General features: G+C 59.5%; 15 protein-coding genes and 1 riboswitch. All 15 genes read right to left on the bottom strand.

The window, feature by feature from the left end; genetic code table 11:
• Window positions 1-3: 3 nt before the first annotated feature.
• The 15 genes from thiF to G1C97_RS06360 all read right to left on the bottom strand — a co-directional run bounded on the left by thiF (window position 4) and on the right by G1C97_RS06360 (window position 17,719).
• The gene (gene thiF / locus G1C97_RS06290) at window positions 4-813 is read right to left on the bottom strand and encodes a thiazole biosynthesis adenylyltransferase ThiF (RefSeq protein ID WP_169241027.1); all 810 of its coding nucleotides are present in this window, start codon (window positions 811-813) and stop codon (window positions 4-6) included.
• A gap of 1 nt (window position 814) precedes the next feature.
• The gene (locus tag G1C97_RS06295; protein ID WP_033890456.1) at window positions 815-1,588 is read right to left on the bottom strand and encodes a thiazole synthase; all 774 of its coding nucleotides are present in this window, start codon (window positions 1,586-1,588) and stop codon (window positions 815-817) included.
• Between the two features lie 187 nt (window positions 1,589-1,775).
• Window positions 1,776-1,970 (bottom strand): sulfur carrier protein ThiS, encoded by a 195-nt coding sequence (gene thiS / locus G1C97_RS06300; RefSeq protein WP_169241029.1) that lies wholly within the window; start codon window positions 1,968-1,970, stop codon window positions 1,776-1,778.
• A 167-nt stretch (window positions 1,971-2,137) separates the two neighbouring features.
• Window positions 2,138-2,238, bottom strand: a riboswitch (TPP riboswitch).
• Window positions 2,239-2,331: 93 nt separating this feature from the next.
• On the bottom strand, window positions 2,332-3,804 hold the full coding sequence (gene argH, locus G1C97_RS06305; protein WP_169241030.1) for an argininosuccinate lyase: 1,473 nt from the start codon (window positions 3,802-3,804) through the stop codon (window positions 2,332-2,334).
• A 595-nt stretch (window positions 3,805-4,399) separates the two neighbouring features.
• A complete protein-coding gene (locus tag G1C97_RS06310; RefSeq protein ID WP_169241031.1) occupies window positions 4,400-5,638 on the bottom strand; it encodes an argininosuccinate synthase in 1,239 nt (412 codons plus the stop codon).
• Window positions 5,639-5,770: 132 nt separating this feature from the next.
• Window positions 5,771-6,286 carry an arginine repressor gene (locus G1C97_RS06315; RefSeq protein ID WP_169241032.1) on the bottom strand — a complete coding sequence of 172 codons (516 nt, stop codon included), beginning with the start codon at window positions 6,284-6,286 and terminating at the stop codon, window positions 5,771-5,773.
• Complete coding sequence (gene argF, locus G1C97_RS06320) at window positions 6,283-7,248, bottom strand: ornithine carbamoyltransferase (protein ID WP_169241033.1); 966 nt, start codon at window positions 7,246-7,248, stop codon at window positions 6,283-6,285. Before argF ends, G1C97_RS06315 begins: the two co-directional genes overlap by 4 nt.
• Window positions 7,249-7,352: 104 nt before the next feature.
• Window positions 7,353-8,648 carry an acetylornithine transaminase gene (locus G1C97_RS06325; protein ID WP_169241034.1) on the bottom strand — a complete coding sequence of 432 codons (1,296 nt, stop codon included), beginning with the start codon at window positions 8,646-8,648 and terminating at the stop codon, window positions 7,353-7,355.
• Complete coding sequence (gene argB / locus G1C97_RS06330) at window positions 8,638-9,594, bottom strand: acetylglutamate kinase (RefSeq protein ID WP_100496051.1); 957 nt, start codon at window positions 9,592-9,594, stop codon at window positions 8,638-8,640. The genes G1C97_RS06325 and argB overlap by 11 nt, the downstream gene beginning before the upstream one ends.
• A 144-nt stretch (window positions 9,595-9,738) precedes the next feature.
• The gene (argJ, locus tag G1C97_RS06335) at window positions 9,739-10,914 is read right to left on the bottom strand and encodes a bifunctional glutamate N-acetyltransferase/amino-acid acetyltransferase ArgJ (RefSeq protein ID WP_169241035.1); all 1,176 of its coding nucleotides are present in this window, start codon (window positions 10,912-10,914) and stop codon (window positions 9,739-9,741) included.
• Window positions 10,911-12,005 (bottom strand): N-acetyl-gamma-glutamyl-phosphate reductase, encoded by a 1,095-nt coding sequence (gene argC / locus G1C97_RS06340; protein WP_169241036.1) that lies wholly within the window; start codon window positions 12,003-12,005, stop codon window positions 10,911-10,913. Before argC ends, argJ begins: the two co-directional genes overlap by 4 nt.
• Before the next feature lie 185 nt (window positions 12,006-12,190).
• On the bottom strand, window positions 12,191-12,880 hold the full coding sequence (locus G1C97_RS06345; RefSeq protein ID WP_169241037.1) for a DUF4190 domain-containing protein: 690 nt from the start codon (window positions 12,878-12,880) through the stop codon (window positions 12,191-12,193).
• Between the two features lie 73 nt (window positions 12,881-12,953).
• Window positions 12,954-15,563 carry a phenylalanine--tRNA ligase subunit beta gene (gene pheT / locus G1C97_RS06350; protein WP_169241038.1) on the bottom strand — a complete coding sequence of 870 codons (2,610 nt, stop codon included), beginning with the start codon at window positions 15,561-15,563 and terminating at the stop codon, window positions 12,954-12,956.
• Window positions 15,564-15,570: 7 nt separating this feature from the next.
• The gene (pheS, locus tag G1C97_RS06355; protein ID WP_100496056.1) at window positions 15,571-16,665 is read right to left on the bottom strand and encodes a phenylalanine--tRNA ligase subunit alpha; all 1,095 of its coding nucleotides are present in this window, start codon (window positions 16,663-16,665) and stop codon (window positions 15,571-15,573) included.
• A gap of 187 nt (window positions 16,666-16,852) precedes the next feature.
• Window positions 16,853-17,719: a TrmH family RNA methyltransferase gene (locus G1C97_RS06360; RefSeq protein ID WP_169241039.1), complete on the bottom strand. Its 867-nt coding sequence runs from the start codon at window positions 17,717-17,719 to the stop codon at window positions 16,853-16,855.
• Between the last annotated feature and the right edge of the window lie 139 nt (window positions 17,720-17,858).

The raw sequence follows: 17,858 nt of genomic DNA on the forward strand, positions 1-17,858 counted from the left end.
CTATCAAATGGCGCAGGCCGGCTGAGTGTAACGAGCCGGATCGATGTCGGTGATGGTCGGATGCTCGCCGCATACCGGGCAGTCCGGTACATGCTCGGGCAGCGGTACTCGACGGATATTCATCGTCAATGCATCGACGGTAAGCATGCGTCCCACCAGCGGTTCTCCCACACCTACGATGAGTTTGGCGGCCTCCGTGGCCTCCACGCTGCCGATGATGCCCACCACGGCACCGAGGACGCCGGCTTCCTTGCAAGTCGGGATCTCTCCGGCCGCCGGCATGTCTCGAAAGATGCATCGGTAGCACGGACCTTCACCGGGAACGACGGTCATGACCTGACCGGAGAATCCCACCACGCCTGCATGAACGTATGGCTTGTTCGCCAATACGCAGGCATCGTTGATGAGGAATTTCGCCGCAAAATTATCCGTGGCGTCGATCACCAGATCATATGGCTCGATGAGAGCGCTAATATTGCCGGCATCCACCAGCTCGTAGTGCGTATCAATCCGCACGTCCGGGTTCAGCTCGCGAATGGCCGCTGCCGCCGACTCCACTTTAGGGGTGCCGACTGAGGCGGTGGTATGAATGATCTGACGCTGCAGATTGCTCAGGTCAACCACATCCCCGTCAACCAGGCCTACGCGTCCCACACCGGCAGCGGCAAGGTACAGAGCCACAGGTGAGCCGAGGCCGCCGGCACCGATGATGAGCACGCTGGAGGCCAGAAGACGCTTCTGACCTTTGACACCTACGCCCTTCAGAATCAAATGACGGGCGTAGCGTTCCACTTGTTCGTCTGATAATGCCATGTCAGTGCAGATATCCGGTAGTAGGGCTGGAGGGGACGGCCTGGCCTTCGGTCACCTTGCCCAGTCCGGAGAGGTAGGCGGCACGGCCGGCGTTGATGGCATTCTTGAAGGCCTCGGCCATCAACGGAATATTGCCGGCGGAAGCCACGGCGGTGTATGCCATGACTGCATCGGCACCCATTTCCATCGCATCGCAGGCCTGGCTTGGACGACCGATACCGGCGTCGATAATGACCGGCACATGCGCGTTGGCGATAATGATTTCGATGAAATCGCGCATGCGCAGCCCCATGTTGGATCCGATGAGCGAGCCCAACGGCATCACGGCCGCAGCACCGGCTTCTTCAAGCTGGCGGGCCGCGATCGGATCGGGGAACATGTACGGCATGACCACAAAACCTTCCTTGGCCAACATTTCGGTGGCGCGGATGGTCTCGGCATTGTCCGGCAAAAGATACTTGGTCTCGTGTTCGATTTCGACCTTGACAAAGTCGGTGTGGCAGACTTCACGGGCAAGTCGCGCAATACGTACGGCTTCTTCTGCGTTGCGAGCGCCGGAGGTGTTCGGCAACAGGGTGATGCCCTCGGGAATGTAGTCAAGCACACTGTTTTCGGTGGTTTGCGCGCGGCGCAACGCCATAGTGACGATCTGCGTGCCGGCATGTTCCACAGTGGCCTTGATCAGGTTCAGATCGTAGCGGCCGGAGCCCAGAATGAAGCGGGATTGGAATTCGTGGCCGCCGAGGTTAAGCGGCTTGTCTTCCACCGGCAGCATCGGCGCTGCGGTACCCACGGGATTGACGACTGTCGGCTGCGGCGGCAGGGGCGTCGCCTCAACGGATGCTTCAGTGACCGGATTGATGTTCATGGTTGATTCCTTCTTTGGATTAGCTCTCAAACCGTGTACGTACGAAATATGAACTATTGGTTGGTGTCTGTTGGTGTCGGTCTGAAACTTGCGCTCAGCCACCCTGAACGAACTGTACGATTTCCATCACGCACTGATCGTCCAACATGGTTTCGGCACGCTTTTCGCGCGGGATAATCTCGCCGTCAAGTTCGATGGCTACGCGCTCGGCGCGGAATCCATGCGTTTCGAGGTAGTCGGCTACGCTGACCGGCGCTTCGAGCGTGACCTGCTCTCCGTTGACCTGCATGTAAAGTTCCCTCCAATATTGAAAAAGGGCGCACGAAACGAACCGTACCTTAAGTGGTGCGCCCATTCATGAACCCAGTCATGCGACCACGCACGACCTATGGCATTTGGATGCCACAAGCGCACACGGCTTAGTTTTATGCACGAACTTCAGGTGGAGAGCCCAACAAATCTTTAACCAACGATTCCTTACGGCGGCATGACCCGCGTCAAGTTCCCCGGTCGAAGCTTCGCTTCCTCTCAGCCTTGCGGCTCCCGTTCGTTACGGTTCTCAAGTGTAGGGGCGGTGTGTGACATACGACGACATACAAAATCGGCTCCCCGCTGTCAAGCGGAGAGCCAAAACGAAGATGAAGCCGTTGTCAGAACGTGCCGGGAGCCTTGTATGCGGAGCCGTCCGAGGTGGAGGCCGGGAAGAGCTTCAGCTCTTCGACCTGCGCCTTGGCATCAACGATCTGTTCGCGCACACGGCCGAAAGCGGTACCGCCCTTGCCGTTGCGGGAATCGACGGAACCGTGGCTGGAAAGCACTTCACGCACGCCCGGTGCCTTTTCGGCCGGCAGGAACGCGGCGAAGGTGTCGATGAAGTCCTGATCGGTCAGGTCCCACAGCTCCTGGCCACGCCCTTCGGCGATCTTGACGCAGGCACCGGAAAGCTCATGGGCGTGGCGGAACGGGACGCCGTTCTTGACCAGCCATTCGGCGATGTCGGTGGCCAGAGCGAAGCCGGTCGGCGCCTCAGTCTCAAGGCGGTCGGCATCGAAGTGCATCGTGCGGACCATGCCGGTGAAGGCGGGCAACAGCACCTCAAGCGTATCCACCTGGTCGAACACGGCTTCCTTGTCCTCCTGCAGGTCGCGGGCGTAGGCGGTGGGAAGACCCTTCAGGGTGGCGAGCAGACCGGTCAGGTCGCCGATGAGTCGGCCGGACTTGCCACGGGCCAGCTCGGCGATATCCGGGTTCTTCTTCTGCGGCATGATGGAGGAACCGGTGGAATAGCCATCGTCCAGCTTGACGAAGGCGAATTCCTGAGTGTTCCAGATGATGATCTCTTCGGACAGACGGGAGATGTCCACGCCGGTCATGGCGGCCACGAAAGCGAATTCTGCCACGAGATCGCGGGATGCGGTGCCGTCGATGGAGTTGTCGGTTACACGAGAGAAGCCGAGTTCACGGGCCACAGCCTCCGGATCAAGGCCTAGGGTGTTGCCAGCGAGCGCACCGGAACCGTACGGGGAGGCGTTGATGCGCTTGTCCCAATCGATAAGGCGCTGCACGTCGCGGATGAGCGGCCATGCGTGGGCCATGAGCTGAAGCGCCAGCAGCACCGGCTGGGCGTGCTGCATGTGGGTGCGGCCCGGCATCACGGTGCGGCCGGCCTTCTCGGACTGATCGATCAGCGCATTCACCAAATCAAGCAGCAGACCGGCTATCACGCGGGAGTGACGACGCAGCCACATGCGAATCAGGCAGGCGATCTGGTCGTTGCGAGAGCGGCCGGCACGCAGCTTGCCACCAAGCTCGTCGCCAGCGATGTCGATCAAGCCGCGTTCGAGTGCGGTGGCCTCGTCCTCGTCATCCTCGATTGGGGCGAAGGAGCCGTCGTCCACGTGACGCTGGAGGGTGTCGAGGGCGTCCTCCATGCGCTCGAGCTCGTCGGCGGTGAGCAATCCGGCGCGACCGAGCGCACGGGCATGGGCGCGGGATCCGGCGATATCGTCGTCAGCCAGTCGCCAGTCAAACTGTGTGGACTTGGATAGACGGGCCAGCTCCGGGGACGGGCCGGACGTAAAACGACCGCCCCACAGGGCCAGATGTTCGGTGTTTTCAGGCATGAATCACTCCTTAATACGCTCCAGGAAGCTTCGCAAAGCTACATATCAGCTGCAAGCAAGGCTATCAGCGCACGGCTACATCCTCGATGCATTGCAGATTATCCGGTGGCCTGTTGTTCCATAAGATAACTTCATACATTATTCATGAGGCTGATGTTGCGCGAAAGACTCAGGTAAGGCCATCAGTACACGACCGTACCTTTGTTCGTTCCGCCTGAATCAATGCCGCAAACCGCTTGTCATGATGTGGTCTTTCGGCGATGTGGACGCATATGCTATGCGGGACTGCCCGAATCGTATGGGCACAACATGCGATTTCAGGGCATTTCTCGGTATTGTGCCAGACTCCTTTGTTGCAGGGAATTCTACAGCATCAAAAAATCAAGGATCATGTTGGTACGTTTTCGTAATTTCGTATCTTCTCGCCGTTTGTGACGAGATCAGTTGGTACAACGTGTCGATCGGCCATGAACTGTGATGTCGTACCAACTTTTGGCCTATAGCCCGGCCGGGGCCGCCTCTCATATCCGCGCATACGACGAAGCCCCTTCCGGATGGAGGGGGCTTCACGTCAGATTAGGTTATCGGGCTCGAATCACTCCACAGTGTTGCTCGGAACTTCAATGCCGTTGCCGAACTTGACGTCGCGCGCGGCGGCCACACGAGACGGCAGACCATAGATGTCGATGAATCCGTTGGAGGACTTGGAGTCAAAGCTGTCACCGGAATCGTAGGTGGCCAGGTTGTAGTCGTACAACGAGCTGTCGGAACGACGTCCGGTTACCACGGCGCGGCCGCCGTGCAGGGTCATGCGAATCTCGCCGGAGACGTACTTCTGGGTGTCCTCGATGAAGGCGTTCAGCGACTGGGTGGCCGGGGAGAACCACTGCGCATCGTAGACCAGCTCGCCCCAGCGCTTGTCGATGTCACGCTTGATGCGATGCTGTTCGCGCTCCAGGCAGCAGTTTTCAAGTTCCTGATGGGCGGTGATCAGAGCCACAGCGCCCGGGGCCTCGTACAGCTCACGGGACTTGATGCCAACCAGACGATCCTCGATAAGATCGATACGGCCGATACCCTGAGCGCCGGCGCGGCGGTTCATCTCTTCAATGGCCTGCAACGGGGTGACATCACGGCCGTCGATCTTGACCGGAATACCCTGCTTGAACTCGATGACCACTTCATCTTCGACCGGCGGGAAAGCCGGATCATCAGTATAGAAGTAGCAGTCCTTGGTCGGACCGTTCCACGGATCCTCCAGGAAGCCGGTCTCGATGGCGCGGCCCCACACGTTCTGATCGATAGAGTACGGGGACTTCTCGGTCTGAGTGATCGGCAGCTTGTGCTCCTTGGCGAACGCGATTTCCACGTCGCGGGTCAGCGCCAGATCACGAATCGGGCTGATGGCCTTCAGGGTCGGGTCAATAGAGGCGATGGACACCTCGAAACGCACCTGATCGTTACCCTTGCCGGTGCAACCGTGGGAAATGGTGTCTGCACCGAACTGGTGGGCGGCGCGCACAAGGTGCTTGGAGATCAGCGGACGGGAGATGGCGGAAACCAGCGGGTACACACCTTCATACATGGCGTTGGCCTTGAGGGCCTTCATGCAGTATTCGTTGGCGAACTCGTCACGGGCATCGACCACGTATGCCTCAACGGCACCGCAGGCAAGAGCACGCTGCTTGATGGTCTCCAAGCTTTCGCCACCCTGGCCGACATCGAGGGACACAGCCACAACGTCCTTGCCGGTGCGCTCCTTCAGGTACGAAATGGCGACGGAGGTATCCAAGCCTCCGGAATAGGCCAGAACAAGACGGTTGTTGTCTGCCATGAATTCCCTTTCCTATTAAGTCAAAAACAAACTGATGCAAGTATATACAGACCTATGCATATTTATGCACGGCGTGTTGAGGTCGGGACCGGAATTGGAATACACCTGCGGCGCGTCAACCTAATATCCAACCTACTTGGAAGCCAACGTCAGCAGCCAGTCGCTACGGGATGCGGCGGCATCGTCATCGGCGCAGATCACCATGACGGTGTCGTCTCCGGCTATGGTACCGAACACGCCGTCCAATGGCTGCTTATCGATCACCGAAGCCACATACTGCGCCGCCCCGGATGGTGTATGTACCACCACCAGATTGCGGGCGGCGGCAACCGAGGTCACCAGCCCGGAGAGCACGCGCGCCATCTGGGCTTCACCTCGTTGTCCGACTTCATCCCCCTCTGCCGCAGGGGCGGCGCCACGGGCCACGGCATACGCCACAGTGCCATCCTGCAGACGGGTTTTCACCGCATGCATCTCGTCAAGGTCTCGGCTCAGCGTGGCCTGAGTCACCGCTATGCCCTCGTCGATCAGAATCTTGGACAGCTGCGACTGCGATGTGATGATATGTGTGGCCAATGCCTGCTCGATGGCGCTGAGCCTTGCGGCCCGGGTTGCCGGTCGTTGCAGGGACGGAGTGCCTTCACTCATGCGAGCAGGCTTTCGTCGCCACGAGCCTTGCCGGTGAGCCACGTCAGCAACGCCTTCTGAGCGTGCAGACGGTTTTCGGCTTCATCCCAGACCACGGACTGCGGCCCGTCGATCACCTCGGCGGTGACTTCTTTGCCGCGATAGGCGGGCAGACAATGCTGGAACAACGCGTCCGGCTTGGCCAGCGCCATAAGTTCCGGATTGACCTGATAATCCCAGAACGGCTTGGAGCGAATCGCATATTCGGCTTCCTCACCCATAGATACCCAAGTGTCGGTAAAGATGCAGTCCGCACCTTCGACAGCGGCCTTAGCGTCAGTAGTCACGGTGATGGAACCGCCGGTTTCAGCGGCGATGCGCTTGGCATCGGCTACGATGTCCGGACGAGGCAGGTATCCGTAGGGACCGGCCACACGTACGTCCATACCGGCTACCGCGCCACCGAGCAGATAGGAGTTGGCCATGTTGTTGGCCGCATCACCCAAGTATGCGATGGTCTGGTTCTTCAGGTTATCTACACCGCCACGATGTTCGGCGATGGTCTGGAAATCCGCGAGAATCTGGCAGGGGTGGAAGTCGTCGGTCAACGCATTAACCACCGGATGGGTGGAGTACTTGGCCATCTCTTCGACACGGTCCTGTCCGAAGGTGCGCCAGACCACGCCATAAGCCATGCGATCAAGTACACGGGCGGTATCGGCCACCGGCTCGCCTCGGCCCAGTTGAGAACCCGACTTGTCGATAACCAGTGGATAGCCTCCGAGCTCCGCTACGCCGATGGAGAAGCTGGAGCGGGTACGAGTGGAAGGCTTGTCGAACAGCACAGCTACGGCCTGAGGACCGGCGAACGGCTGCTTGTAGAAACGATTCTCATGGAATTTGATGGCGAGTTCGAGAACCTGCTTCTGCTCCTCGTGCGAGAGATCATCATCGCGCAGCATATGGCGCAGTTCTGGGGTCATGGTCGTGCTCCTTACTATGAAAGTACAGATAATTGCGGCTCCGACATCCCGTTTTCGCAGGAATGTCCTTCGCCGAAAAACGGGATATCGGAGGTGCGAGGAAATCAGTCGTCAGGCAGATCAGCAGGGACGTCTTTCAGTACAGCAACCGCCTGTTCCACGTCCTCAGGGGTCACGATCAGCGGCGGCGCGAAGCGCAGCGCATCGGGAGCTACGGCATTGACGATGAGCCCGTGTTCGAGGCAGTGATTCATCACCGCATGAGCGCACGGGTGCTTGAGTTCCACGGCATCAAGCAGACCACGGCCACGTACCGAAACATACAGCGGATTGCCGGTGGCCATGATGCCTTCACGCAACTGCTTGCCACGTTCTTCCGCATTGGCCACGAGATGCTCATCCTCAATCACGCCAAGCGTGGCAAGGGCGGCCGCGGCACCCAACGGATTGCCCGCGAACGTGGAGCCATGTGAGCCTGGGGTGAACAGCGCCGCAAGCTTGGCGCCAAAGGCAATCATGCCGCCCATCGGGAAGCCGCCGGCCACGCCCTTGGCGAATGTGACCATGTCAGGCTTCACGCCGCCGGCAAGATCCTCACGTTGGAAGGCAAACCAGGAACCGGTACGGCCGATGCCGGTCTGCACCTCATCGATGATGAGCAACGCGTGATTGATGTCGCAGATCTCACGCACAAACTTGACGTAATCCGCTCCAAGCGGTTTCACGCCCGCCTCGCCTTGGATGAGTTCCAGAATCACCGCGGCAACCGGGCCTTTGCCGTATGGCCCCATACCGGTCTGCGCGAAAGCGTCATGCAGGGCGACCTTGTCTCCGGCGCGCACGAATTCGATGTTCGGCACGAGCGGATCATAAGGCTTGCGAATATTCGGCTTCCAAGTGGCGGAGAGCGCGCCCATCGTACGGCCATGGAAACCATGGGTCATGGCAATGATGCGTGCGGGCTTGCCGCCCACAGACGGCAATGCCCCCGGCAGAGTGCGACCATAGAGCTTGGCAAGCTTCAGCGCGGCTTCGTTGCCTTCAGCACCGGAGTTGCCGAAGTAGACCTTGGATCCTTCGGGAGCGCCGGCAAGCTCGACGAGCTTGGCGGCAAGCTCGATCTGCGGCTCCGATGCAAAGTAGTTGCTGATATGGGCCATACGACCGGCCTGTTCGGTTACCGCCTGAACCCACTTGGGATGCGCGTATCCGAGCGAGTTGACGGCGATACCAGCGAGAAAGTCCAGATATTCGTTGCCGTCCACATCCCAGATGTGTGCGCCTTTGCCGTGATCCATCACACGCAACGGCGTGCCGAATACGTTCATATGGACTTGGGAGTACTCCCCCAGCCATTTGCTGTCTTCAGCACCCAATGTTTCCTTATGCTCAGTAGCCATAAGAGCTCCTCATTTCCAGTCCGTCCTCCGGGACGACCATGGTGCCGATACCAGCGGAGGTGAATATCTCGTTCAGAATCGAATGCGGCTTGCGGCCGTCGATGATATGGGCCTGAGGCACGCCTCCATCAAGAGCTCGCACGCAGGCTTCCATCTTCGGTCGCATACCGGATTCCAGATCAGGCAGCATATCGCGCAGATTCTCCACGCCAATACGGCCGATCAAAGAATTCTTGTCCGGCCAATCTGCGTACAGGCCGTCCACATCGGTAAGAATGATCAGCTTGTGGGCACCGACGGCAGCGGCAAGGGCGGCCGCAGCGGAATCGGCGTTCACATTCAGAACCTCGGTGGCATCCTCCTCATTAGGGGCCACTGAAGAGACCACCGGAATGCGGCCGGCCGCCACCAGATCCTCCACGGCGGAAGCGTCCACGGAGACCACGTCGCCCACCAGACCGATATCGGTAGGCTTGCCATCGATAATCGGCTTGCGTTGCATGGCCGAGAACAATCCACCGTCTTCACCGGACAGTCCGACCGCCAGCGGACCATGCGCGTTAATCAAACCGACCAGCTCACGCGAAACCTTGCCCGTCAGCACCATACGCACCACATCCATGGCTTCAGGAGTCGTGACGCGCAAGCCGCCTTTGAACTCGGACTTGATGCCCAATGCCTTGAGCATATGGGAGATCTGCGGACCACCGCCATGCACCACAATCGGATGCAGACCTACCTGACGCAGAAAGACCATATCTTCAGCAAAGCAACGCTTGAGGTTTTCGTCCACCATGGCATTGCCGCCGTATTTGACAACGATGCGCTGACCGGCGAATTCCTCAAGCCAAGGCAGCGCCTCGATCAGCACCTCCGCCTTCTGGTCGGCGCGTAGATCGGTATGTACGTCGAAGTGGAACCCAGGTCCCTTCAATTCCGTAGTCATTCCTAATTATTCCTTGTCTTCCATCCCCACGAAGGTAAGGGTTCTTGGTGCTGGTACCCGTTGCGAGACCGTAGGCTCGGCCGAACGGTCTTGAGCGTGTCGCGCAACGGACACCGGTACCAAAACCAGACAGCTTTCGCGGACTCAGCTTTCGTAGTCGGCGTTGATATGCACGTACTCATGGGTCAGATCGTCGGTCCAGACCGTGGCCTGAGCGTTCGACCCGGTATTGAGGTCAATGTCGATATGAACCTCACGCGGCGTCATGTCCACTTCGCTGCGATCTCGACCAGCACCACCGTTCTCGCAAATACGCACGCCGTTGACATCCACGGTCACCTTTTCGGAATCGTAGGGAGCGACATCTTCGGGCACGGTGCCCAACGAGCTCACGATACGACCCCAATTCGGATCATTGCCGGAAATGGCGCACTTCAGCAGATTCGACGCTGCCACGGCACGGCCGCAGGCCAGCGCCGCTTCCTCGCTCGTGGCACCGGTGACGGTGATGCGGATGTCATGAGAGGCACCTTCACCGTCGCCGATGATCTGGCGGGCCAACGAAGCACAGGCCTCACGTACCAACTTGTTGAATTCGTCCTTGTCCGGCTCCATCCCGGAAGCACCAGAGGCAAGCAACAGCACAGTATCATTGGTGGACATGCAACCGTCCACGTCGATGCGATTGAAGGAATGCTCGGCGGCGACAGCGAGCGCGGCCTGCATCTGGCCGGCGGAAACCACGGCATCCGTGGTGATAACGCACAGCATGGTGGCCAGCTGCGGAGCGATCATGCCGGAGCCTTTGACCATACCGCCGATTTTCCAGCCGTTGGAACCGGTCAGCTCGACGGTTTTTGGCTTGGTATCGGTGGTCATGATCGCATGTGAAGCGTCGGCTCCAGCCTGAGCCGTGTCGGCAAGATTTTCATAGGCCTTGTCCGCTCCTGCAAGCACATGGTCGAGCGGCAACAGTTCACCAATCAAACCGGTGGAGCATACCGCCACGTCTTCCGGCTTGGCATTGACCAGTTCGGCCACTTTTTCTGCAGTGGCCTGCGACTGTGCATAGCCTTCCTGACCAGTGCAGGCGTTGGCACCGCCGGAGTTCAGAATCACAGCCTTGACATGCCCGTCCGCCACGATCTTGCGGCTCCACTGCACCGGCGCGGCACAGAAACGATTTGAGGTGAATACTCCGGCTGCGGCATCAAGCGGGCCGTTATTGACGACCAGCGCCAGATCTTTTTTGCCTTCAACTGCGGAAATACCCGCGACCACGCCGGCCGCGGAGAAGCCTTGTGCGAATGTGACGCTCACGGTGCTACTCCAATCTTGGTCAGGCCTGCATCCTCTGGCAGCCCCAATGCGACATTCAGTGACTGTACCGCTTGACCGGCAGTACCACGGTTGAGGTTATCAATAGCTGAAAATGCGTACAGACGCTGAGACTTGCGATCGACCACGACTTGCAGATGAGCCGCGTTGGAGCCGATCACATTGCCGGTCGCCGGCAACATGCCTTCCGGCAGCAACACCATGAAGTCCTGGCCTTCGTATGCCTTGGTCCATACCGCGCGAATATCCTCGTCGCTCATCGCCAAAGCCTTTTCACTCAAGCGAGCGGAGACCGTTGCCAGGATGCCACGGGACATCGGTGCCAGAATCGGCGTGAAGCCAAGTGTGAATTCGCTGGCAGCCGCGGCGTTCTTCCCGGCGGCATGGGCGAAGTTCTGCAAGATCTCGGGAATATGACGGTGCGTGCCGCCCACTGAATACGGCAATGCCGACTGCAATGCTTCCGAGGCGAGCAGGTTCGTGCGCTTCAGATTCTTACCGGCACCGGAGTATCCGACCACCAGATCAGCCACGATATCGGTCGGTTCGATCAGACCTTCCGCAATGCCGGGATGCAGTGCCAACGTGGTCGCCGTAACGTTGCATCCGGGACCGGCGATGCGCTTGGTACCGGGCAAGGCTTCGCGCTGACGTACGTATTCACCGGCCTCATTTTTACCGGTGATGAGCTCCGGCATGCCATATGTCCAGTGCTCGTAAAAATCACCGCCGTAGAACTCATCCCACGCATGGCGTTCTTCAAGACGGTGGTCGGCACCTAAATCCACCACCACGGCATTCGGGTCCAACCGGGATGCCAGCTTGCCGGAAGCTCCGTGCGGCAGGGCAAGGATAATCACGTCATGGCCGTTGAGCACTTCCGGCGTGGTGTCTTCCACAACCAGCCCGGCCAGCTGCGGGATATGCGGCATATGTTTCGCCATGGAATCCCCCACCGAGGAATGTCCGGCCACACAGGTCACCTCAAAATCGGGGTGTGCCGCCAAAATACGCAACGCCTCGCCGCCTGCATAGCCTGTGGCACCCGCCACAGCCACTGTATATTTCGCCATACTCATCTCTTTTCAACTGATGGTTCCCGCACGAGTATACGCGATTATGCAGACTATTGCATAGTTATGCAATAGGCGTGTTGACATACGGATATCCGGATATACAAGCGCGAATACAACAATGGCGCACGACAAAACGTGCGCCAGAAATCAATCGGGAATCAATGCCGCCGAGCGGCTATGCATCACGCGGAAAGAGAGTCGCCGGTAGAACCCGTACCGCCGCCATTGCCCAGCATCTGCTGCAGCGCTTCCTGATAAAGCGTCGAAGGATCGATGCCATTCATCGTCAGCCAGATTACAGCAATGGTGTACAGCACGTTGATCACCAACGCGGCCACCGCCAAGCCGAACCCCTTCATGTGGAAGGTGCGGGTTCGCCACATGGCCACTGCGCCCATCAGTCCGGAAAGCACCGGGACAGGGAAGAACAGGGCCAGTACAAATGAAATAATCGCATACGAATCCCAATGACCGTACAAAGGATTCTGGTTGGGATCATTCATATCGATACCACGGTAGTAATGCGGCTGATATGTACCGTTTTGCGCACCATTCGGCGTATTCGCCGCTCCCCAACCGTATGAGGGACCGGTTGAGGAGCCGTATCCGGAACCGTTGGCATAACCGGAACCGTTGGCTGGACTCTGGGATCCGGGGTAGCCGCCGGGATGGTAGTTGGCCGACGACTGCTGCCGAACAGCATCGACGCCGCGAACGTCGCCCTGTGCCGCTTCGGCATGCTGTTTGCTGTCAGGTTCAGGAGCGCCATAAATATACGGGTTGTAATTAGGCCCGTACTGGCCAGCCATGGCACCGTATTCAGGCTGCTTGTACTGCCCGTACTGCGGCGTGTGCTGTTCCGACTGGCTCATGGCGCTCCTTCATGGTTTCAGATATCGATAAGGCTCCCCCTTCTTCTTACGTTCCGAGGGGGGAGCCTATGGCTCAGGCTCGCAGCTGGGCTCCGAGCTTGGCGGCCTCGGCTACGATGTTCGCGCGAATCGCTTCGCTGTCTTCGGCGGACAGCGTCTTGCTCGGAGAACGGAAGACCACGGCGTATGCCAAAGACTTCTTGCCTTCGCCCACCTGTTCGCCGGTAAATACGTCGAACAGTTCGATGGATTCAAGGTTCGCGCCGGCGGCCTTGCGGATCACGTCTTCCAGCTGAGCCGCAGTGACGGACTCGTCCACAGTGAAAGCCAGATCCTGCTTGACCGGAGGGAACGTGGAAATCGGCTTGGCCTGTACCGGTTTTCCGTCCAACGTGGAGAACAGGTCCGTGAGGTTGAGTTCAAATGCAGCCGAATGCGCAGGAAGGCCCAATGCCTCGTTCACGCGCGGATGCAACTCGCCCACCCAACCGACGAACACGCCGGATGCCAGCACACGGGCGGCGCGGCCCGGATGCCACTGTACCGGCACCTTGCTCGCCTCAGGCTGGTCGAAGGTAAGCTTGGCCCCCAATCGGCCATCGATGCGACGCACCGCTTCGACCGCATCCGACCAATCGACCGGTCGCTTGCCACCCAGCCAGCCGGAATCCTCGGCCAGACCGGTCAGAATGCCGGCCACATGATCAGGCTGGTCGGGCAGACCGGCATCAAGCGCGGCGAGCTGCTCGTCAGTCGGCTTCACACCGCCCGGCAGGGCCGGAATAGCGGGAGCCTCGGGGTTCCACAGGTACACGTGGCCAAGTTCGTACAGGGACACGTTATCCAAACCACGGCGGATATTGCGCTGCACAGTGGTGGCCAGCGTCGGCAGAATCTCACGACGCAGGTACGGACGATCGCCATAGAGCGGATTGGCGATCTCCACGCTGACCTTCTTGGTGGCCTCAGCATCATAACCGAACGCCTTGTAATCGTCATCGCCCACGAACGGGTAGCTCAGCGCCTCAACCATGCCGTACTCGGCCAACTCGTCCGCAACGCGGCGGCGGCGGATCTGATCGGCGGTCAGGCCGACCAGTCCCTCGACCGGAGCCGGAGGAACGGTGACCGGAATCTCGTCATAGCCGACCAGACGAGCGACTTCCTCGACCAGGTCGCACGGCTGGTTCAGATCCGGACGCCAGCTCGGCGCGGTGACTGCGAACTCACCGTTGCCGCCGCCGGCCACCGTGCAGCCGATATCGGTGAGGATGTCGGAGATACGGTTGATGTCCAGATCGAGACCGGCCACACGAGCGACTTCGGACGCCTTGAAATGAATCACCTTGGCGCGAGGCGTGTTGTTCACGTCGTTGGGGTACTTGCTGGGCTCGCCATTGCCGTACTTGGCCAGCAGGTCCGCGGCCATCTGCGTGGCAGCCGGCTGCAACGCGGTATCCACACCACGCTCGAAGCGACGAGACGCCTCGGACGGAATCTTGTGGCGACGGGCGGAACGCGCGATCGTCACCTGATCGAAGTGCGCGGCCTCCAACAGCACGTTCTTGGTCTCGGCGGTCACTTCGCCGTACAGTCCGCCCATCACACCAGCCAGACCGAGGATGCGGGACGAACGCTCGCCATTCGGAGAATCGGTGATGAGCAGGTCCTCGGGGCTCAGCACATGCTCTTTGCCGTCCAATGTGGTGAGCTTCTCACCTTCCTTGGCGCGACGGACCACAATCGGGCCTTCGAGCTTGTCCAGATCGTAGGCGTGCATCGGCTGACCGAGGTCGAGCATCACATAGTTGGTCACATCCACGGCCAACGAGATGGAACGCATGCCGGCGCGAATCAGTCGGCGACGCATCCAGTTCGGCGTCTTGGCCGCCGGATCGAAGTCACGCACGATGCGGGCGTAGTAGCGGTCGCAGCCGGGAACACCGTGAATCGGATTGTTGTCATCGATTTCGATGTCGATATCCACCTTCGTTCCGGGCTGATAGTCGGCCGGCTCCGGAGCCTTCTCGTTCAGTTCGATGGCCGGATCGGTGTATGCAGCACCGGTGGAGTGATGGTATTCACGGGCCACACCACGGTAGGACAGCGTGTAGCCACGGTCCGGGGTGATGTTGATCTCCAGCAGCGGCTGGTCAAGGTGCAACAGGTGCATCGCATCCTGGCCGGGCTTCAGCGCCTCGTATTCCGCGGCGGAGAAGCCATAGTCGCGCAGCAGGATGATGCCGTCGTGGCTGTCGCCCAGGCCCAGCTCACGCTCTGAGGCGCACATGCCATTGGAAATATGGCCATAGGTCTTGCGCGGTTCGATCTTGAAATCACCGGGAAGCACGGCACCCGGCAACGTAACGACAACCTTCTCGCCGGCCTTCATGTTGGGCGCACCGCAAATGATGCCGCGCGGCACTTTGTTGCCGTTCTCGTCGGTCTCGTTCCACTCGTCGCCACAGTCCACGTGGCACCAGTTGATGATCTTGCCGTTCTTCTGCGGTTCGGGGGTGGCGTCCACCACGTAGCCGACCACGATCGGACCGGTCACCTGAGAGGCGTGAATCTCCTCTTCCTCAAGGCCAACCTTGACGAGATCCTTGGCAAGCTGTTCGTAGGTCAGGCCCTTGGGAACCTCGACATGGTCCTTGAGCCAATCGATATCGATCATAGGCATGGGTAACTCACTCCCCCATCACAAACTGTTCGGCGAAGCGCACATCGCCTTCGACCAGGTCATGCATATCGTTGATGTCGCTACGCAGCAGGAGCGTACGCTCCATGCCCACGCCGAACGCGAAGCCGGTGTACTCGTTCGGGTCGATGCCGGCAGACTTCAGCACGTTCGGGTTGACCATGCCGCAGCCGCCCCATTCGAGCCAGCCAGGACCGCCCTTCTTGTCCGGGAACCACAGATCAAGCTCGGCGCTTGGCTCCGTGAACGGGAAGTAGCTCGGGCGTAGACGGGTCTTGGCTTCCGGTCCGAACATGGCCACGGCGAGCTTATCCAGCACACCCTTCAGATCGGCCATGGTCAGGTGCTTGTCCACGGCGAGCGCTTCGCACTGATGGAACACCGGCGTATGGGTGGCATCCAGCTCATCGGTACGGAACACGCGACCCGGGCTGGCGATGTACAGCGGCACGCCACGGGTGAGCAGCGCACGGACCTGATCGGAGGAGGTCTGGGTGCGCACGACCATATTGGAGCCGACGAAGCCGGCGGCATCCTTGGCCTGATTACCCTTGACGTAGAACGTATCCTGCATTTGACGTGCCGGATGATCCGGACCGAAGTTCAGGGAGTCGAAGTTATACCATTCGGCTTCCACCTCGGGGCCGGAGGAGATCTGCCATCCCATCGAGATGAAGAAGTCCTCGACATCCTCCATCAGCTTGGCGAGCGGGTGACGGGCACCGAGCGGCTTACGGTTCACCGGCAACGTCATGTCCACGGTCTCGGCGGCGAGTGCGGCATTCTCCGCGGCTTCCTTGAGCTCGGCTTCCTTGGGCCCGAATGCGCGACCGAAGTCGGCGCGCAGCTTGCCCATAAGCTTGCCGGCTTCCTTCTTCTCGTCCTTCGGCAGCTTTCCGATGGCCTTACTGGCCTGGGTCATCGCCGAATCAGCGCCGGCGTATTCGGTTCTGATGGCTTTCAATTCCTCCAACGTGGAGGCATTCTGGATTTTCGCGATGCCTTCGGCAACCGCATCGGTCACCTTCTGCGCATCGAATAGCGCTTCTGCCACGAGCACCCTTTCCTTGTTGTCGCTTTCCATGTCGTTCAGCTATGCCTACGAACATGGGTTTTCCAAGCAATGTCCAACATCACATTGTCACGATATGACTCGACATGGTCCCCGGGGTCCATTACTCGATCAGTCAAAAAAACACGAATACCCGCAAGACCGCAGGATGTCCCTATACATGGAGTCGTAATGAAGCCGTATACGGACAGTGCGGCGTTCAGATCATTTCCCGACCGGCCATCGCCAAGCTCAGCAGCATCACCGCAGCCGAAGTGCCGAGGTTCAACGACTCGGCCTTGCCGTAGATCGGAATCGAAACAATGCGATCGCACCGCTCCAGGATTCCGGGCTCCAGACCACGTGCCTCATTGCCGAACAGCACGGCCTTGCCTGAGGCCACCGAGTCCGCATTTGCCAGCACCTGAGGCAGACTTTCCGGCTTGCGCTGCTCGGTACCATATACGTCGGCAGCCCAGACATCCAGCTTATGGGCGGCAGTCCAGCCGAAGAACTCCCCGGTTCCCATCCTGAGCACAGGGATATGGAACAGCGATCCGACCGTGGAGCGTACAACCTTGGGGTTGAGCGCATCCACACAGTCATCAACGAAAATCACGGCATCACAACCGGCGGCGTCGGCCGCACGAATCACCGTACCGGCATTGCCCGGGTCGCGCACCTGCCAGAATGCGGCGATCTGAGGCTGCTCCCCCAATTCAAGATCTTCCGGACCGGTATGCATCGCACGCGCATTGCCCACGGCGAGAATGCCCTGTGCATCCTTACTGATCTGTCGAATCACCTCGCCGGTGCAGCGATGAACGTAAATAGTGGCATCCTGCGATTGCTCCACGATCTTTTCCAGCGTGGACGAGATGATGCGCGGATGTTCCAACGCCTGCGAGACCTCTACATAGAGGTCCTGTACTATGTCCGGGCGCCAGGTCACCGCTTCGCGCACCGTCTGCGGACCTTCGATGAGAAATCGTCCGGACCGTTCACGGCCTTTGGCGCGCGTGAGATCCGCGATACGACGCACACGGTCCGACTTCGGATTATCAAGAATCTGGGCATTAATCGGCATAGGCCTTAGCCTACCGCAAGACCATCATGATCATTGTCAGCACGTTGTCCACGTACGTCGTCCACGTACGTCGTCAGCATACGTTTTTCCAGAGTTTATTCCCCTACTTCTGCAGGAACGTACGCTGAGTGAACCTCAG

Origin of the sequence: Bifidobacterium olomucense (assembly GCF_012932375.1) — a bacterium.
GTDB classification, from domain to species: domain Bacteria; phylum Actinomycetota; class Actinomycetes; order Actinomycetales; family Bifidobacteriaceae; genus Bifidobacterium; species Bifidobacterium olomucense.